This is a genomic window from Blastococcus brunescens (assembly GCF_035320885.1).
Lineage (GTDB): Bacteria > Actinomycetota > Actinomycetes > Mycobacteriales > Geodermatophilaceae > Blastococcus_B > Blastococcus_B brunescens.
Genome location: NZ_CP141261.1, coordinates 3,744,283 through 3,757,547, shown reverse-complemented (window position 1 = coordinate 3,757,547; position 13,265 = coordinate 3,744,283). Strand labels below are relative to the sequence as shown.

General features: G+C 69.7%; 17 protein-coding genes and 2 pseudogenes. 16 read left to right on the top strand and 3 right to left on the bottom strand.

All coding sequences use genetic code 11. From position 1 onward, the window contains the following. Nucleotides 1-191 precede the first annotated feature (191 nt). From U6N30_RS25225 to U6N30_RS25215, 3 genes are all read right to left on the bottom strand, one after another. Complete coding sequence (locus U6N30_RS25225; RefSeq protein WP_324274425.1) at nt 192-1,091, bottom strand: LLM class F420-dependent oxidoreductase; 900 nt, start codon at nt 1,089-1,091, stop codon at nt 192-194. A gap of 92 nt (nt 1,092-1,183) precedes the next feature. Beyond that, nucleotides 1,184-1,399 carry a hypothetical protein gene (locus U6N30_RS25220; protein WP_324274424.1) on the bottom strand — a complete coding sequence of 72 codons (216 nt, stop codon included), beginning with the start codon at nt 1,397-1,399 and terminating at the stop codon, nt 1,184-1,186. Between the two features lie 261 nt (nt 1,400-1,660). Further along, on the bottom strand, nt 1,661-2,452 hold the full coding sequence (locus U6N30_RS25215; RefSeq protein WP_324274423.1) for a hypothetical protein: 792 nt from the start codon (nt 2,450-2,452) through the stop codon (nt 1,661-1,663). Between the two features lie 637 nt (nt 2,453-3,089). On the opposite strand from U6N30_RS25215, the gene rpsL reads away from it, so the two are divergent. From rpsL to rpsQ, 16 genes and pseudogenes are all read left to right on the top strand, one after another. After that, the gene (rpsL, locus tag U6N30_RS25210) at nt 3,090-3,464 is read left to right on the top strand and encodes a 30S ribosomal protein S12 (RefSeq protein ID WP_012950487.1); all 375 of its coding nucleotides are present in this window, start codon (nt 3,090-3,092) and stop codon (nt 3,462-3,464) included. Beyond that, nucleotides 3,464-3,934: a 30S ribosomal protein S7 gene (rpsG, locus tag U6N30_RS25205; RefSeq protein WP_029340028.1), complete on the top strand. Its 471-nt coding sequence runs from the start codon at nt 3,464-3,466 to the stop codon at nt 3,932-3,934. The genes rpsL and rpsG overlap by 1 nt, the downstream gene beginning before the upstream one ends. Before the next feature lie 97 nt (nt 3,935-4,031). Then, nucleotides 4,032-6,127, top strand: a pseudogene (fusA, locus tag U6N30_RS25195) (elongation factor G). A gap of 99 nt (nt 6,128-6,226) precedes the next feature. After that, nucleotides 6,227-7,420 carry an elongation factor Tu gene (gene tuf, locus U6N30_RS25190; RefSeq protein ID WP_324274421.1) on the top strand — a complete coding sequence of 398 codons (1,194 nt, stop codon included), beginning with the start codon at nt 6,227-6,229 and terminating at the stop codon, nt 7,418-7,420. Nucleotides 7,421-7,549: 129 nt separating this feature from the next. Then, nucleotides 7,550-7,855 (top strand): 30S ribosomal protein S10, encoded by a 306-nt coding sequence (gene rpsJ / locus U6N30_RS25185; RefSeq protein ID WP_014377994.1) that lies wholly within the window; start codon nt 7,550-7,552, stop codon nt 7,853-7,855. A 15-nt stretch (nt 7,856-7,870) separates the two neighbouring features. Continuing rightward, nucleotides 7,871-8,536 carry a 50S ribosomal protein L3 gene (rplC, locus tag U6N30_RS25180; RefSeq protein ID WP_040338551.1) on the top strand — a complete coding sequence of 222 codons (666 nt, stop codon included), beginning with the start codon at nt 7,871-7,873 and terminating at the stop codon, nt 8,534-8,536. Between the two features lie 70 nt (nt 8,537-8,606). Next, entirely contained in the window at nt 8,607-9,374 is a 768-nt protein-coding gene (gene rplD, locus U6N30_RS25175) for a 50S ribosomal protein L4 (RefSeq protein ID WP_324274420.1), read from the top strand. Further along, entirely contained in the window at nt 9,331-9,672 is a 342-nt protein-coding gene (rplW, locus tag U6N30_RS25170; protein ID WP_479690626.1) for a 50S ribosomal protein L23, read from the top strand. The genes rplD and rplW overlap by 44 nt, the downstream gene beginning before the upstream one ends. 50 nt (nt 9,673-9,722) lie before the next feature. Beyond that, nucleotides 9,723-10,019, top strand: a pseudogene (locus U6N30_RS35780) (50S ribosomal protein L2); the annotation flags it as partial. 56 nt (nt 10,020-10,075) lie between these two features. Further along, entirely contained in the window at nt 10,076-10,555 is a 480-nt protein-coding gene (gene rplB / locus U6N30_RS35775) for a 50S ribosomal protein L2 (protein ID WP_479690552.1), read from the top strand. 31 nt (nt 10,556-10,586) lie between these two features. After that, entirely contained in the window at nt 10,587-10,868 is a 282-nt protein-coding gene (rpsS, locus tag U6N30_RS25160) for a 30S ribosomal protein S19 (RefSeq protein WP_014377989.1), read from the top strand. Between the two features lie 20 nt (nt 10,869-10,888). Beyond that, nucleotides 10,889-11,356 (top strand): 50S ribosomal protein L22, encoded by a 468-nt coding sequence (gene rplV, locus U6N30_RS25155; RefSeq protein WP_479690551.1) that lies wholly within the window; start codon nt 10,889-10,891, stop codon nt 11,354-11,356. Next, entirely contained in the window at nt 11,356-12,312 is a 957-nt protein-coding gene (gene rpsC, locus U6N30_RS25150) for a 30S ribosomal protein S3 (RefSeq protein ID WP_324274419.1), read from the top strand. Before rplV ends, rpsC begins: the two co-directional genes overlap by 1 nt. A 2-nt stretch (nt 12,313-12,314) precedes the next feature. After that, nucleotides 12,315-12,731, top strand: a complete 417-nt coding sequence (rplP, locus tag U6N30_RS25145; RefSeq protein ID WP_097182408.1) for a 50S ribosomal protein L16 — start codon at nt 12,315-12,317, stop codon at nt 12,729-12,731. Beyond that, the gene (rpmC, locus tag U6N30_RS25140) at nt 12,731-12,964 is read left to right on the top strand and encodes a 50S ribosomal protein L29 (RefSeq protein WP_179715474.1); all 234 of its coding nucleotides are present in this window, start codon (nt 12,731-12,733) and stop codon (nt 12,962-12,964) included. Before rplP ends, rpmC begins: the two co-directional genes overlap by 1 nt. After that, entirely contained in the window at nt 12,961-13,263 is a 303-nt protein-coding gene (gene rpsQ, locus U6N30_RS25135) for a 30S ribosomal protein S17 (protein WP_324274418.1), read from the top strand. The genes rpmC and rpsQ overlap by 4 nt, the downstream gene beginning before the upstream one ends. The last annotated feature ends 2 nt before the right edge of the window (nt 13,264-13,265 follow it).

Genomic DNA, 13,265 nt, shown 5'->3' with positions numbered 1-13,265 from the left:
CGGGCGCCGCACTGCGGTCCGGCAGCCGCCGACACACGGCGGGTGGGGAGGTCAGCCGGCGAGGCGCTTCATCGTCTCCACGGTCGTCAGGCGACCCTCGCGGCTGCCGTCCAGCGGCTGGAGCATGAGCGTGGTCACCCCGGCCTCGGCGAAGGCGGCGATCCGCTCGGCGACGTAGGACTCCGGCCCGATCAGCGACGACGCCTTGACCAGCTCGAGGGGACCGCGGCTGCGGCCTCGTCCTTCTTGCCGTCGAGGTAGAGGTCCTGGATGGTCTTCGCCTCGGCCTCGTAGCCGTAGCGGACGGCGAGGTCGTTGTAGAAGTTCTTGCCCCGGGCGCCCATGCCGCCGATGTACAGGGCGAGGGCCGGGCGGACGAACTCCAGCAGCGACTCGACGTCGTCGCCGATCGCCACGGGCACCCCGGTGATGACCTGCAGGTCACCGAGCGCCGCGTCGCGCCTGGCCTTGCCCGCCGACAGCGAGTCGCCCCACACCGACGCCGCCTTCTCCGGGACGAAGAAGATCGGCTCCCACGCGTCGGCGATCTCGGCGGCCAGTTCGACGTTCTTCGGGCCGAGGGCGGCGAGCATCACCGGGATCCGGTCGCGGACCGGCGTGTTGATCAGCTTGAGCGGCTTGCCGAGGCCGGTTCCCTGCTCGGGCGGGAGCGGCACGGTGTACTTCTTGCCCTGGTGGTCGAGGCGCTCGCGCCGCCACACCTGGCGGCAGATCTCGACGACCTCCCGGGTGCGCTGCAGGGGCGCGTCGTAGGGGACGCCGTGCCAGCCCTCGATGACCTGCGGTCCGGAGGCGCCCAGCCCGAGGGTGAACCGGCCGCCGGACACGAAGTCCAGGCCGGCCGCCGTCATCGCGGTGAGGGCCGGCGTGCGGCTGTAGATCGGGAAGATCGCGCTCAGCAGCTCGACCCGCTCGGTCACCGCCGCCAGGTAGCCGAGCTGGCTGACGGCGTCGAAGGTGTAGACCTCCGCGACGGCCGCGAGGTCGAGGCCGGCGGACTCGAGATCGCGGATCTCCGCCGCCGTCTCCTGGAACCCACCGCTGTAACTAGCCTGGATACCGATGCGCATCTCCGCAGATTAGCGGTGGGATGACACTGGCCCCGACGACGTCCGGAGGTCCGCCCCGAGCGTGCGAGGGGCGAGAGGGGCGGGGTCCTCGTTCAGAGCGGCCGGACGGTCCCGATGACCTCGGTGACCACCCGGACGCCGTCGACGTCTCCGGGGACCCTTGGCGCCGCCGTGGCGTCCGCCAGGTTCACCGTGAGGACGTAGCCGCTGTCCCGCCGGGCCAGCCCGATGCCCACCACTCCGGGATCGCCGGACAGGCGCTCGGCCAGCGTGCTCTTGGCGGCGCGCGCCGCGGCCCGGTCGGTCATCCCCCATCGTGCCCCGCGCGGAGCCGCAGCGGCACCCTGCATCCCCCGGAGGCCCTGGGCTCGAGTCGCCGCGGCGACCGTGCGGGGAAGTGGGGAGGGAGGTGGTCATGCCGGGCACCAGTCGACCCCGAGGGCCGCGAGCACGGTGGCGAGCGGGTTGGCGAACGTGACCCCGTACCGGCCGACCCGCCGGTCTCGCTCCCCGCGAAGAGCAGCGCCACCGGTGCCCGGTCCCGGGCGCGCCAGATGACCGAGCCGCTGTCACCGCCGGCGCTGAAGGCCCCGACCGGCCCTCGATCTCGATCTGGTCGTCGAACCGGTACACGGCCTCGTCGTACTGGACGGCCACGCCGTCCACCTCCACCGCGGTGATCCGGCCGTGGGTGTGGCCGGTCGTGCGGCCGATCTTCTCGACGTGCTCGTCGGGGTCCACCTCGAGCCCCGCCGGGACGACGTCCAGGAGGGGCCGCCGGGAACGTCACCCGGCTCGGCCACGACGCCCTCGTCGAGGGTTGCGACCGCCGCGTCGACCAGGTTCACCCCGGCTCCCATGGGCGGGAAGCCGGCGAGGGTGGCGACGCGGTCGGCCGGTCGTCCGCCGTCGGCCGGCCCGGGCTGCAGGACGGCGTCCCCGACGGAGGCGGCGTTGCTCGCGGCCAGGACGTGGTTGTTGGACAGGATGGCCAGCCCCGTGCTCGTCCGCACGAAGCCGCCCAGCGTGCCGGCCGACACCCCGACGTGGGCCACCGAGAGCCCGGGGCGCAGCGGGCGGACCGCGCGCTGCAGTTGGCCAGGGGTCGACAGCGACCGCACCGGACCGATGACCCTGACGTCCACCTCGGCCGCCGCCGGCCCGAGGTCGGGCAGCAGCGCGCGGTCCCCGTCGCGCTGCAGCCGGACGGCCACGCGTGCACCCGACCCCGAGGGGCTGAGCCCCACGGCGACCCATGGCCACGGCGCCTCGTGCTCACCGGGGAGCGCGCTGGCCTCCACCGCCGTCGGCAGGCGTTCGAGGATGCTCGCCTTGAGCTCGCGGGCGGCGTCGGGGTCCACGGGTCCTCCTGGTTGAGGGGATCGAGGGCGGGCAGCGGGGGCGGCAGAGCGGCACAGGAGCAGCGGCGCGGCGGACGCTAGGGCCCGGGTACGACGTTCCCGCCGGCCGCGCGGCGTACTCCCCACGTCCGCGCGTCCGCGGTAACGTTCGCCGTGCCACCCGGAGCCCGGGAAGTGCCCGGGGCCGGGAAGAGAACCGGTCCCGGTCTCGTTCTTCCCGGTGTCGCCGGCTCCGGCAGGTGACCGGCCGACCATCGGCTGCGTGTGTGAGGGACCCGGCTTTGACCGGTCTCCAGGGCACGGGTATCGTGGTCTGCTGTGCCCAGGGTGCCCTGGGCCTGCTCCCGTTCGCGGTGCGCCTGGGTGGCCAGAGGCTGATGCCTCATCGGCCGCCGGGGACCACCTCCTGGCCCTCGGCCGGAAGGTGGCGGCGCCGAGTCGCGAGGGGCGACCGATTCCGGTCCGACATCATCGGCCGGGTCCCGGGAAGGGCAACACGCCCGACCGCGGGGGCCGGACAGTGGGTCATGGCCAGAATGGGGCGGTCCGAGCAGGACCGGCACCAGAGCAACACGCACAGCCGTCAGCAGGAACCAGAGAGCACCACCCCAGCGCAGGTAGGAGATCCAGGCCACCCATGCCCACGATCAACCAGCTGGTCCGCAAGGGCCGCGAGGACAAGGTCGAGAAGACCAAGACTCCGGCGCTGAAGGGTTCGCCCCAGCGCCGCGGAGTCTGCACGCGCGTCTACACGACGACGCCGAAGAAGCCGAACTCGGCGCTGCGCAAGGTCGCTCGCGTCCGCCTCACCAGTGGCATCGAGGTGACCGCCTACATCCCGGGCGTCGGTCACAACCTGCAGGAGCACTCGATGGTGCTCGTGCGCGGTGGCCGTGTGAAGGACCTGCCGGGCGTGCGCTACAAGATCATCCGCGGCTCGCTGGACACCCAGGGTGTCCGCAACCGCAAGCAGGCTCGCAGCCGTTACGGCGCGAAGAAGGAGAAGAGCTAATGCCGCGCAAGGGCCCCGCGCCGAAGCGTCCGCTCGTCGTGGACCCGGTCTACCAGTCCCAGCTGGTCACCCAGCTGGTGAACAAGGTGCTGGTCGACGGCAAGCGCTCGATCGCCGAGGCGATCGTCTACGGCGCCCTCGAGGGCGCCCGCGCCAAGAGCGACACCGACCCGGTCGTCACGCTCAAGCGGGCACTGGACAACGTCAAGCCGTCCCTGGAGGTCCGCAGCCGCCGCGTCGGTGGCGCGACCTACCAGGTCCCGGTCGAGGTCCGTCCCTCGCGCAGCACCACGCTCGGCCTGCGCTGGCTGATCCAGTACAGCCGGGCCCGTCGCGAGAAGACGATGACCGAGCGCCTGATGAACGAGCTGCTCGACGCGAGCAACGGTCTCGGTGCCGCCGTGAAGCGGCGCGAGGACACGCACAAGATGGCCGAGTCGAACAAGGCCTTCGCGCACTACCGCTGGTAAGCACCGGCGCCCGCCGCCGGCGGGACAACCGGGGCGCTGCTACGAGGTCGTAGCCCTGGAAACCCCGCACGCGGACCCGAACGAAGAGGAGTAAGAGATGGCCAAGAAGGCCGAGCTCGCCAAGACCCGGAACATCGGGATCATGGCGCACATCGACGCCGGCAAGACCACGACGACGGAGCGCATCCTCTTCTACACCGGCATCACGTACAAGATCGGTGAGGTCCACGACGGCGCGGCCACGATGGACTGGATGGAGCAGGAGCAGGAGCGCGGCATCACCATCACGTCCGCCGCGACGAAGTGCTCCTGGAACGGCCACGACATCAACATCATCGACACCCCGGGCACGTCGACTTCACCGTCGAGGTCGAGCGCTCGCTGCGCGTGCTCGACGGCGCCGTCGCCGTCTACGACGGTGTCGCGGGCGTCGAGCCGCAGACCGAGCAGGTGTGGCGGCAGGCCGAGAAGTACGGCGTCCCGCGCATGTGCTTCGTCAACAAGCTCGACCGCACCGGTGCCGACTTCTTCCGCTGCGTCGACATGATGGTCGAGCGCCTGGGGGCCAACCCGCTGGTCCTGCAGATCCCGATCGGTGCCGAGTCCGACTTCATCGGTGTCGTGGACCTCGTCCAGATGCGTGCGCTGACCTGGCGCGGTGAGACCAAGATGGGCGAGGACTACGAGACCGAGGAGATCCCGGCCGAGCTCGCCGACCAGGCCGCCGAGTACCGCGAGAAGCTGCTCGAGAACATCGCGGACTTCGACGACTCGCTCATGGAGGACTACCTCGGTGGCGAGGAGATCGCGGTCGACCGCCTGAAGGCGGCCATCCGCAAGGCCACCATCGCCGCGCAGGTCAACCCGGTCCTGACGGGGACGGCCTTCAAGAACAAGGGCATCCAGCCCCTGCTCGATGCCGTCACCGACTACCTGCCCAGCCCGCTCGACGTCGAGGCGATCGTCGGCACCGCGCTGGACGGCGAGACCGAGGTCCTGCGGCACGCGGACGAGGACGAGCCGTTCTCCGCGCTGGCCTTCAAGATCCAGACCGACCAGCACCTGGGCAAGCTGACCTACATCCGCGTGTACTCCGGCAAGCTCGACGCCGGGTCCCCGGTGCTCAACAGCACCAAGGACCGCAAGGAGCGGGTCGGCAAGATCTACCAGATGCACGCGAACAAGCGCGAAGAGCGTGCGGGCGTGGGCGCCGGCGAGATCGTCGCCGTCAACGGCATGAAGCAGACGACGACGGGCGACACCCTCTCCGACCCGCAGAAGCCGGTCATCCTGGAGTCGATGTCCTTCCCGGCGCCGGTCATCTCGGTGGCCATCGAGCCGAAGACCAAGAGCGACCAGGAGAAGCTGGGCACGGCGATCCAGAAGCTCGCCGAGGAAGACCCGACCTTCCAGGTCAAGCTGGACGAGGAGACCGGTCAGACGGTCATCTCCGGCATGGGCGAGCTCCACCTGGAGATCCTCGTCGACCGCATGCGGCGTGAGTTCAACGTCGAGGCCAACGTCGGCAAGCCGCAGGTGGCGTACCGCGAGACGATCCGCAAGACCGTCGAGCGCCACGACTACACGCACAAGAAGCAGACGGGTGGCTCGGGCCAGTTCGCGAAGGTGCAGATCGCGCTGGAGCCGCTGGAGATGAGCGCCGACTCGGCGACCTACGAGTTCGAGAACAAGGTCACCGGTGGGCGCATCCCGCGGGAGTACATCCCCTCGGTCGACCAGGGCATGCAGGACGCGATGCAGTACGGCGTCCTCGCGGGCTACCCGATGGTCGGCGTCAAGGCATCGCTGCTCGACGGCCAGTACCACGAGGTCGACTCCTCGGAGATGGCCTTCAAGATCGCCGGCTCGATCGCCTTCAAGGAGGCCGCCCGCAAGGCCAGCCCGGCCCTGCTGGAGCCGATGATGGCTGTCGAGGTGACGACGCCCGAGGAGAACATGGGCGACGTCATCGGCGACCTCAACTCCCGCCGCGGGACCATCCAGGCGATGGAGGAGCGCTCCGGCGCCCGTATCGTCCGGGCCCTGGTGCCGCTGTCGGAGATGTTCGGCTACGTGGGCGACCTGCGCAGCCGCACCCAGGGACGGGCGAGCTACTCCATGGTGTTCGACTCGTACGCCGAGGTCCCGGCCAACGTCGCCAAGGAGATCATCGCGAAGGCGACCGGCGAGTAACACCGCCGGCGGGCCCTGACCTGGTCATGTCCCCGGCACCCACGCAACGCCCCACCCCAGAGCACGCACCACCTGCGTAACCACGAGGAGAGGAACCCAGTGGCCAAGGCCAAGTTCGAGCGGACCAAGCCGCACGTCAACATCGGCACCATCGGGCACATCGACCATGGGAAGACGACGCTGACCGCGGCGATCACCAAGGTCCTGCACGACAAGTACCCGAACCTCAACGAGGCGTCCGCGTTCGACCAGATCGACAAGGCGCCCGAGGAGAAGGCTCGCGGCATCACGATCTCGATCGCGCACGTCGAGTACCAGACCGAGAGCCGTCACTACGCGCACGTCGACTGCCCCGGGCACGCCGACTACATCAAGAACATGATCACCGGTGCCGCGCAGATGGACGGCGCCATCCTGGTGGTCGCCGCGACCGACGGCCCGATGCCGCAGACCAAGGAGCACGTCCTCCTGGCCCGCCAGGTCGGCGTGCCCTACATCGTCGTGGCCCTCAACAAGGCCGACATGGTCGACGACGAGGAGATCCTCGAGCTCGTCGAGCTCGAGGTCCGCGAGCTGCTCAGCGAGTACGAGTTCCCGGGCGACGACGTCCCCGTGGTCCGCGTCTCCGCGCTCAAGGCCCTCGAGGGCGACGCCGAGTGGGGCGACAAGCTCATGGAGCTCATGAACGCGGTCGACACCGCGATCCCGGAGCCGGAGCGCGACATCGACAAGCCGTTCCTCATGCCCGTCGAGGACGTCTTCACCATCACCGGCCGCGGCACCGTGGTGACCGGTCGTGTGGAGCGCGGCATCGTCAAGGTCTCCGAGGAGATCGAGATCGTCGGCATCCGCGAGAACTCGACCAAGACGACCGTCACCGGCGTCGAGATGTTCCGCAAGCTGCTCGACCAGGGTCAGGCCGGCGACAACGTGGGCCTGCTGCTGCGCGGCATCAAGCGTGAGGACGTCGAGCGCGGCCAGGTCGTCGTCAAGCCCGGCTCGATCACCCCGCACACCAACTTCGAGGGTTCGGTCTACATCCTCTCGAAGGACGAGGGTGGCCGTCACACGCCGTTCTTCAACAACTACCGTCCCCAGTTCTACTTCCGGACGACGGACGTGACCGGCGTGGTGACCCTGCCCGCCGGCACCGAGATGGTCATGCCCGGCGACAACACCGAGATGACGGTGGAGCTGATCCAGCCCATCGCCATGGAGGAGGGCCTCAAGTTCGCCATCCGCGAGGGTGGGCGGACCGTGGGTGCCGGCCGGGTCGTCAAGATCAACAAGTAACGCCTCGTCGAGCGGCGGCCGCTGGTCGGCCGCCGCTCGGCCAGGGTCCGGGTCCACCACCCGCACCCGCCCCGGGTCAGCAGACCCACTCGAACTTTCACAACCGATCGGCAGGAGCAGAAGACAGCGATGGCGGGACAGAAGATCCGCATCCGGTTGAAGGCCTACGACCACGAGGCGATCGATGCCTCGGCGCGACGCATCGTCGAGACGGTCACCAAGACCGGAGCGCGAGTGGTCGGCCCGGTGCCGCTGCCGACGGAGAAGAACGTGTACGCGGTGATCCGTTCGCCGCACAAGTACAAGGACTCGTTCGAGCACTTCGAGATGCGCACGCACAAGCGGCTCATCGACATCCTCGACCCGACGCCGAAGACGGTGGACGCGCTCATGCGCATCGACCTGCCGGCCTCGGTCGACGTCAACATTCAGTAAGGGCAGTCAGCAGACATGGCGAGCACATTTCGCGGTCTCCTCGGCGAGAAGCTGGGGATGACCCAGGTTTTCGACGAGAACAACCGTCTCGTGCCGGTGACCGTCGTCAAGGCGGGCCCGTGTGTGGTGACCCAGGTGCGCACCCCCGAGGTGGACGGCTACTCGGCCCTCCAGCTCGGTTTCGGTGAGATCGACCCGCGCAAGGTGAACCGCCCCGAGGGCGGGCACTTCACCAAGGCGGGCGTCACGCCGCGGCGGCACCTGGTGGAACTGCGCACCGAGGACGCCGGCGACTACACGGTCGGCCAGGAGCTGACCGCCGACGTCTTCGACGGCGTGGCCAAGGTCGACGTCATCGGCACCAGCAAGGGCAAGGGCACCGCCGGCGTCATGAAGCGTCACGGCTTCAAGGGCCTCGGCGCGTCGCATGGCACCCAGCGCAAGCACCGGTCTCCCGGTTCCATCGGTGGCGCGTCCACCCCGGGCCGCGTGTTCAAGGGCCTGAAGATGGCCGGCCGCATGGGCGCGGTGAAGACGACCACGCTGTCGCTGGTGGTCCACAAGGTCGACGCGGAGCGCGGGCTCATCCTGATCAAGGGTGCGGTCCCCGGTCCCAAGGGTGGCCTCCTCCTCGTCCGTTCCGCGGTCAAGGGTGGCCCCGTGGGGAGTGACAAGAAGTGAGCCAGTCGATCGACACGCGCACCGACCGCCAGGTCGACGTCCGCACCCCGGCGGGGAGACCTCCGGCAGCGTGACGCTGCCCGGTGAGCTCTTCGACGCCAACGCGAACGTCTCCCTGATGCACCAGGTCGTGGTGGCCCAGCTCGCCGCGGCCCGTCAGGGCACGCACTCGACCAAGACCCGTGGTCAGGTCAGCGGCGGTGGCGCCAAGCCGTACCGGCAGAAGGGCACCGGCCGGGCCCGTCAGGGCTCGACCCGGGCGCCGCAGTTCGCCGGCGGTGGCATCGTGCACGGCCCGACGCCGCGCGACTACACGAAGAAGACCCCGAAGAAGATGAAGGCCGCCGCCCTGCGCGGTGCCCTCTCCGACCGGGCGCGCGAAGGCCGGGTGCACGTGGTCTCCGCGTTCGTCGACGGCGACGCCCCGAAGACCAAGACCGCTCTGGCGACGCTGACCTCGGTCACGCAGGCCAAGCGCGTGCTGGTCGTGCTGGATCGGGACGACGTCCTCAACTGGGTCAGCCTGCGCAACGCGCCGCAGGTGCACCTGATCGAGGCGGGCCAGCTCAACACCTACGACGTGCTGGTCGCCGACGAGGTCGTCTTCACCGAGACGGCCCTGGCCGAGTACGTGCAGGGTCGTTCCAAGGCGCTGCCGGACGTGAGCACCCACCTGACGCCGGGCGGCGTCCCGTCGGTCGCTCCCGCCGAGGGCGAGGGCACCGTCGAGACCGCCTCCGAGGCGCCGGCCGCCAAGGCCCCGGCCAAGAAGGCGCCGGCGAAGAAGGCCGCGGCTGAGAAGACCGCTGCCGACGAGACTCCCGAGGAGAAGGCATGAGCGTCCGCGACCCCGGGACGTCCTGCTCGCCCCGGTCATCTCGGAGAAGAGCTACGGGCTGCTCGACGGCAACCAGTACACCTTCATCGTGCTGCCCGAGGCGAACAAGACCCAGATCAAGATCGCTGTCGAGCAGATCTTCGACGTGAAGGTCCTCAGCGTGAACACGATCAACCGGCAGGGCAAGCGCAAGCGCAGCCGTGGCACGCAGATGGGGAAGCGCAAGAACACCAAGCGCGCCATCGTCTCCGTCGCCCCCGGCGACCGCATCGAGATCTTCGGCGGCCCGGGCGCGTAAGCACCCGACCACCGACCGGACCAGAGAGAACAGACAGGGACTCACGACCCATGGCTATCCGCAAGTACAAGCCGACGACGCCGGGCCGCCGCGGCTCCAGCGTCGCCGACTTCGCCGAGGTCACCCGCGACCATCCCGAGAAGTCGCTGGTCCGGCCGCTGCACGGCCGCGGTGGACGCAACGTCCACGGCAAGGTCACCGCTCGCCACCAGGGCGGTGGTCACAAGCGCGCCTACCGGCTGATCGACTTCCGCCGGGCGGACAAGGACGGTGTCCCCGCCAAGGTCGCGCACATCGAGTACGACCCGAACCGCACCTCGCGGATCGCACTGCTGCACTACGCCGACGGCGAGAAGCGCTACATCATCGCGCCGGCGAAGCTGAAGCAGGGCGACGCGGTCGAGTGCGGCCCTCGGCCGACATCAAGCCCGGGAACAACCTGCCGCTGCGGAACATCCCGGTCGGCACCGTCGTTCACGCCATCGAGCTCCGTCCCGGTGGCGGCGCGAAGATCGCGCGCTCGGCGGGTACCAGCGTCCAGCTGGTCGCCCGTGAGGGCCGCTTCGCGCAGCTGCGCATGCCGTCGGGCGAGATCCGCAACGTCGACGTGCGCTGCCGCGCCACCGTTGGCGAGGTGGGCAACGCCGAGCAGTCGAACATCAACTGGGGCAAGGCCGGTCGCATGCGCTGGAAGGGCAAGCGCCCGACCGTCCGCGGTGTGGCCATGAACCCGGTCGACCACCCGCACGGTGGTGGTGAGGGCAAGACCTCCGGTGGTCGCCACCCGGTGAACCCGAACGGCAAGCCGGAGGGCCGGACGCGCAAGCGGAAGGCCAGTGACGCCCTGATCGTGCGCCGCCGGCGCGCCAACAAGAAGCGCTGAGCCCGGGTAACCGGCGGTAGAGGAGAGCCGAATGCCACGCAGCCTGAAGAAGGGCCCGTTCGTCGACGACCACCTGCTCAAGAAGGTGGACGCTCAGAACGACAAGGGCACCAAGAACGTGATCCGTACCTGGTCACGCCGATCGACGATCATCCCCGACATGCTGGGTCACACCCTCGCGGTGCACGACGGCCGCAAGCACGTCCCGGTGTTCGTGACCGAGGCGATGGTCGGGCACAAGCTCGGCGAGTTCGCCCCCACGCGCACCTTCCGTGGGCACATCAAGGACGACCGCCGTTCGCGGCGGGGCTGACCAGGTAGAGAGAGATTGAGATGACTTCCCAGTTGGGACAGGAGGCGCCGGTCGCCCGGGCTACGGCCCGGTTCGTCCGCGTGACCCCGATGAAGGCTCGTCGGGTGGTGGACCTGATCCGCTACCTGCCGACCGACGAGGCACTCGCTCTGCTGCGCTTCGCCCCGCAGAGTGCCAGCGAGCCGGTGGCCAAGGTCGTCGCCAGCGCGGTGGCCAATGCCGCCCACAACCTGCAGCTGGACCCGGCCGCCCTGGTGGTCAGCGCCGCCTACGTCGACGAGGGGCCCACGCTCAAGCGGATCCGTCCGCGGGCGCAGGGGCGGGCGTTCCGCATCAACAAGCGGACCAGCCACATCACCGTCGAGGTGAGCGAGGTCGCCACCAGCGACGTCCTCGCGCAGAAGTCGCGCAAGGCGCGCCGGGACACCGGTATGTCCGGCCCGGCCACCCAGCAGACGAAGACCAACACGAGGGGAGGGACCCGCTAGTGGGTCAGAAGGTCAACCCGCACGGGTTCCGACTCGGGATCACCACCGACTACAAGTCCCGGTGGTACGCGGACAAGCTGTACAAGGACTACGTCAAGGAAGACGTCGCGATCCGCAAGCTCATGTCCAAGGGCATGGAGCGGGCCGGCATCTCCAAGGTGGAGATCGAGCGCACCCGTGACCGGGTCCGCGTCGACATCCACACCGCCCGTCCGGGCATCGTCATCGGCCGCCGCGGCGCCGAGGCCGATCGCATCCGCGGCGAGCTGGAGAAGCTCACCGGCAAGCAGGTGCAACTGAACATCCTCGAGGTCAAGAACCCCGAGTCGGATGCGCAGCTGGTCGCCCAGGGCGTCGCCGAGCAGCTCTCCAGCCGAGTCAGCTTCCGTCGTGCGATGCGCAAGGCCATGCAGTCCGCCCAGCGCAGCCCGCAGGTCAAGGGCATCCGGGTGCAGTGCTCGGGTCGTCTGGGCGGCACCGAGATGAGCCGGTCGGAGTTCTACCGCGAGGGTCGGGTGCCGCTGCACACGCTGCGCGCGAACATCGACTACGGCATCTACGAGGCCCGCACCACCTTCGGCCGCATCGGCGTCAAGGTCTGGATCTACAAGGGCGACGTCAGCGGCTCCCGCGCCGAGCGCGCCGCCCTCGAGGCGCTGGCCGACCGTCAGCAGCGTCGCGAGCGGGCCCAGCGCCCGCAGCGCCGCTCGGGTTCCTCCGGCACCACCGCCGGCGGCACCGAGGCCGGGCGCGCGGCTGCGTCCACGACCGGTCCGACCGCGGACGCCGCGGAGAGCGCCGTCGCCGTCACCTCTGGCGACGTCACTCCCGAGACGACCGTCGCCGAGGTCGCCGGTCCGGAGGCAACCACCGCCGTCGAGACCACGGCCGCCGAGAACACGGCTGCCGAGACCACGGCGACCGAGAACGCCACCACCGACGAGCAGGGGAGCTGACCGTGCTGATCCCACGGCGCGTCAAGCACCGCAAGCAGCACCACCCCGACCGTGGCGGCAAGGCCAAGGGCGGCACCGCGATCAACTTCGGTGAGTACGCGATCCAGGCCCTCGAGCCCGCTTACGTGACCAACCGTCAGATCGAGTCCGCTCGTATCGCCATGACCCGGCACATCAAGCGTGGCGGAAAGGTGTGGATCTCGATCTACCCGGACCGCCCGCTGACCAAGAAGCCGGCCGAGACCCGCATGGGTTCCGGCAAGGGGTCGCCAGAGTGGTGGGTCGCCAACGTGAAGCCCGGGCGCATCATGTTCGAGCTCTCGGGAGTCGCCGAGCCCGTGGCCCGCGAGGCCATGCGCCGCGCGATCCACAAGCTCCCCATGAAGTGCCGCTTCATCACGCGTGAAGGAGAAGTGTGATGGCCGCCGGCCTGACCGCTCCGGAGCTGCGCGAGCTGTCCGCGGACGAGCTCGCCGCGCGGCTGCGTGAGCACAAGGAAGAACTGTTCAACCTGCGCTTCCAGGTGGCCACCGGCCAGCTGGACAACAACCGGCGACTGCAGACCGTCCGCCGCGACATCGCCCGGATCTACACGATCATGCGCGAGCGCGAGCTGGGTCTCTCGGTCGCCCCGAACGAGGGTGTGGCATGAGCGATCCCCAGTCCGCCAGCACCGTGGCGTCGGGCCCCGGCCTGGCCGGCCGCGGGTACCGCAAGGTCCGTGAAGGCCTGGTCGTCAGCGACAAGATGCAGAAGACGATCGTCGTCGAGGTCGAGGACCGGGTGAAGCACCCGCTCTACGGCAAGGTCATCCGCCGGACGAACAAGCTCAAGGTGCACGACGAGCAGAACGTCGCCGGTGTCGGCGACCGCGTCCAGATCATGGAGACCCGGCCGACGTCGGCCACCAAGCGGTGGCGGCTGGTCGAGATCCTCGAGAAGGCCAAGTAGCC

Excerpts from the sequence above, each read along its gene's own strand:
- U6N30_RS25225 (WP_324274425.1), bottom strand. The coding sequence starts at position 1,091 with ATGCGCATCGGTATCCAGGCTAGTTACAGCGGTGGGTTCCAGGAGACG.
- U6N30_RS25220 (WP_324274424.1), bottom strand. The coding sequence starts at position 1,399 with ATGACCGACCGGGCCGCGGCGCGCGCCGCCAAGAGCACGCTGGCCGAG.
- rpsL (WP_012950487.1), top strand. The coding sequence starts at position 3,090 with ATGCCCACGATCAACCAGCTGGTCCGCAAGGGCCGCGAGGACAAGGTC.
- rpsG (WP_029340028.1), top strand. The coding sequence starts at position 3,464 with ATGCCGCGCAAGGGCCCCGCGCCGAAGCGTCCGCTCGTCGTGGACCCG.
- rpsJ (WP_014377994.1), top strand. The coding sequence starts at position 7,550 with ATGGCGGGACAGAAGATCCGCATCCGGTTGAAGGCCTACGACCACGAG.
- rplC (WP_040338551.1), top strand. The coding sequence starts at position 7,871 with ATGGCGAGCACATTTCGCGGTCTCCTCGGCGAGAAGCTGGGGATGACC.
- rpsS (WP_014377989.1), top strand. The coding sequence starts at position 10,587 with ATGCCACGCAGCCTGAAGAAGGGCCCGTTCGTCGACGACCACCTGCTC.
- rplV (WP_479690551.1), top strand. The coding sequence starts at position 10,889 with ATGACTTCCCAGTTGGGACAGGAGGCGCCGGTCGCCCGGGCTACGGCC.
- rpmC (WP_179715474.1), top strand. The coding sequence starts at position 12,731 with ATGGCCGCCGGCCTGACCGCTCCGGAGCTGCGCGAGCTGTCCGCGGAC.
- rpsQ (WP_324274418.1), top strand. The coding sequence starts at position 12,961 with ATGAGCGATCCCCAGTCCGCCAGCACCGTGGCGTCGGGCCCCGGCCTG.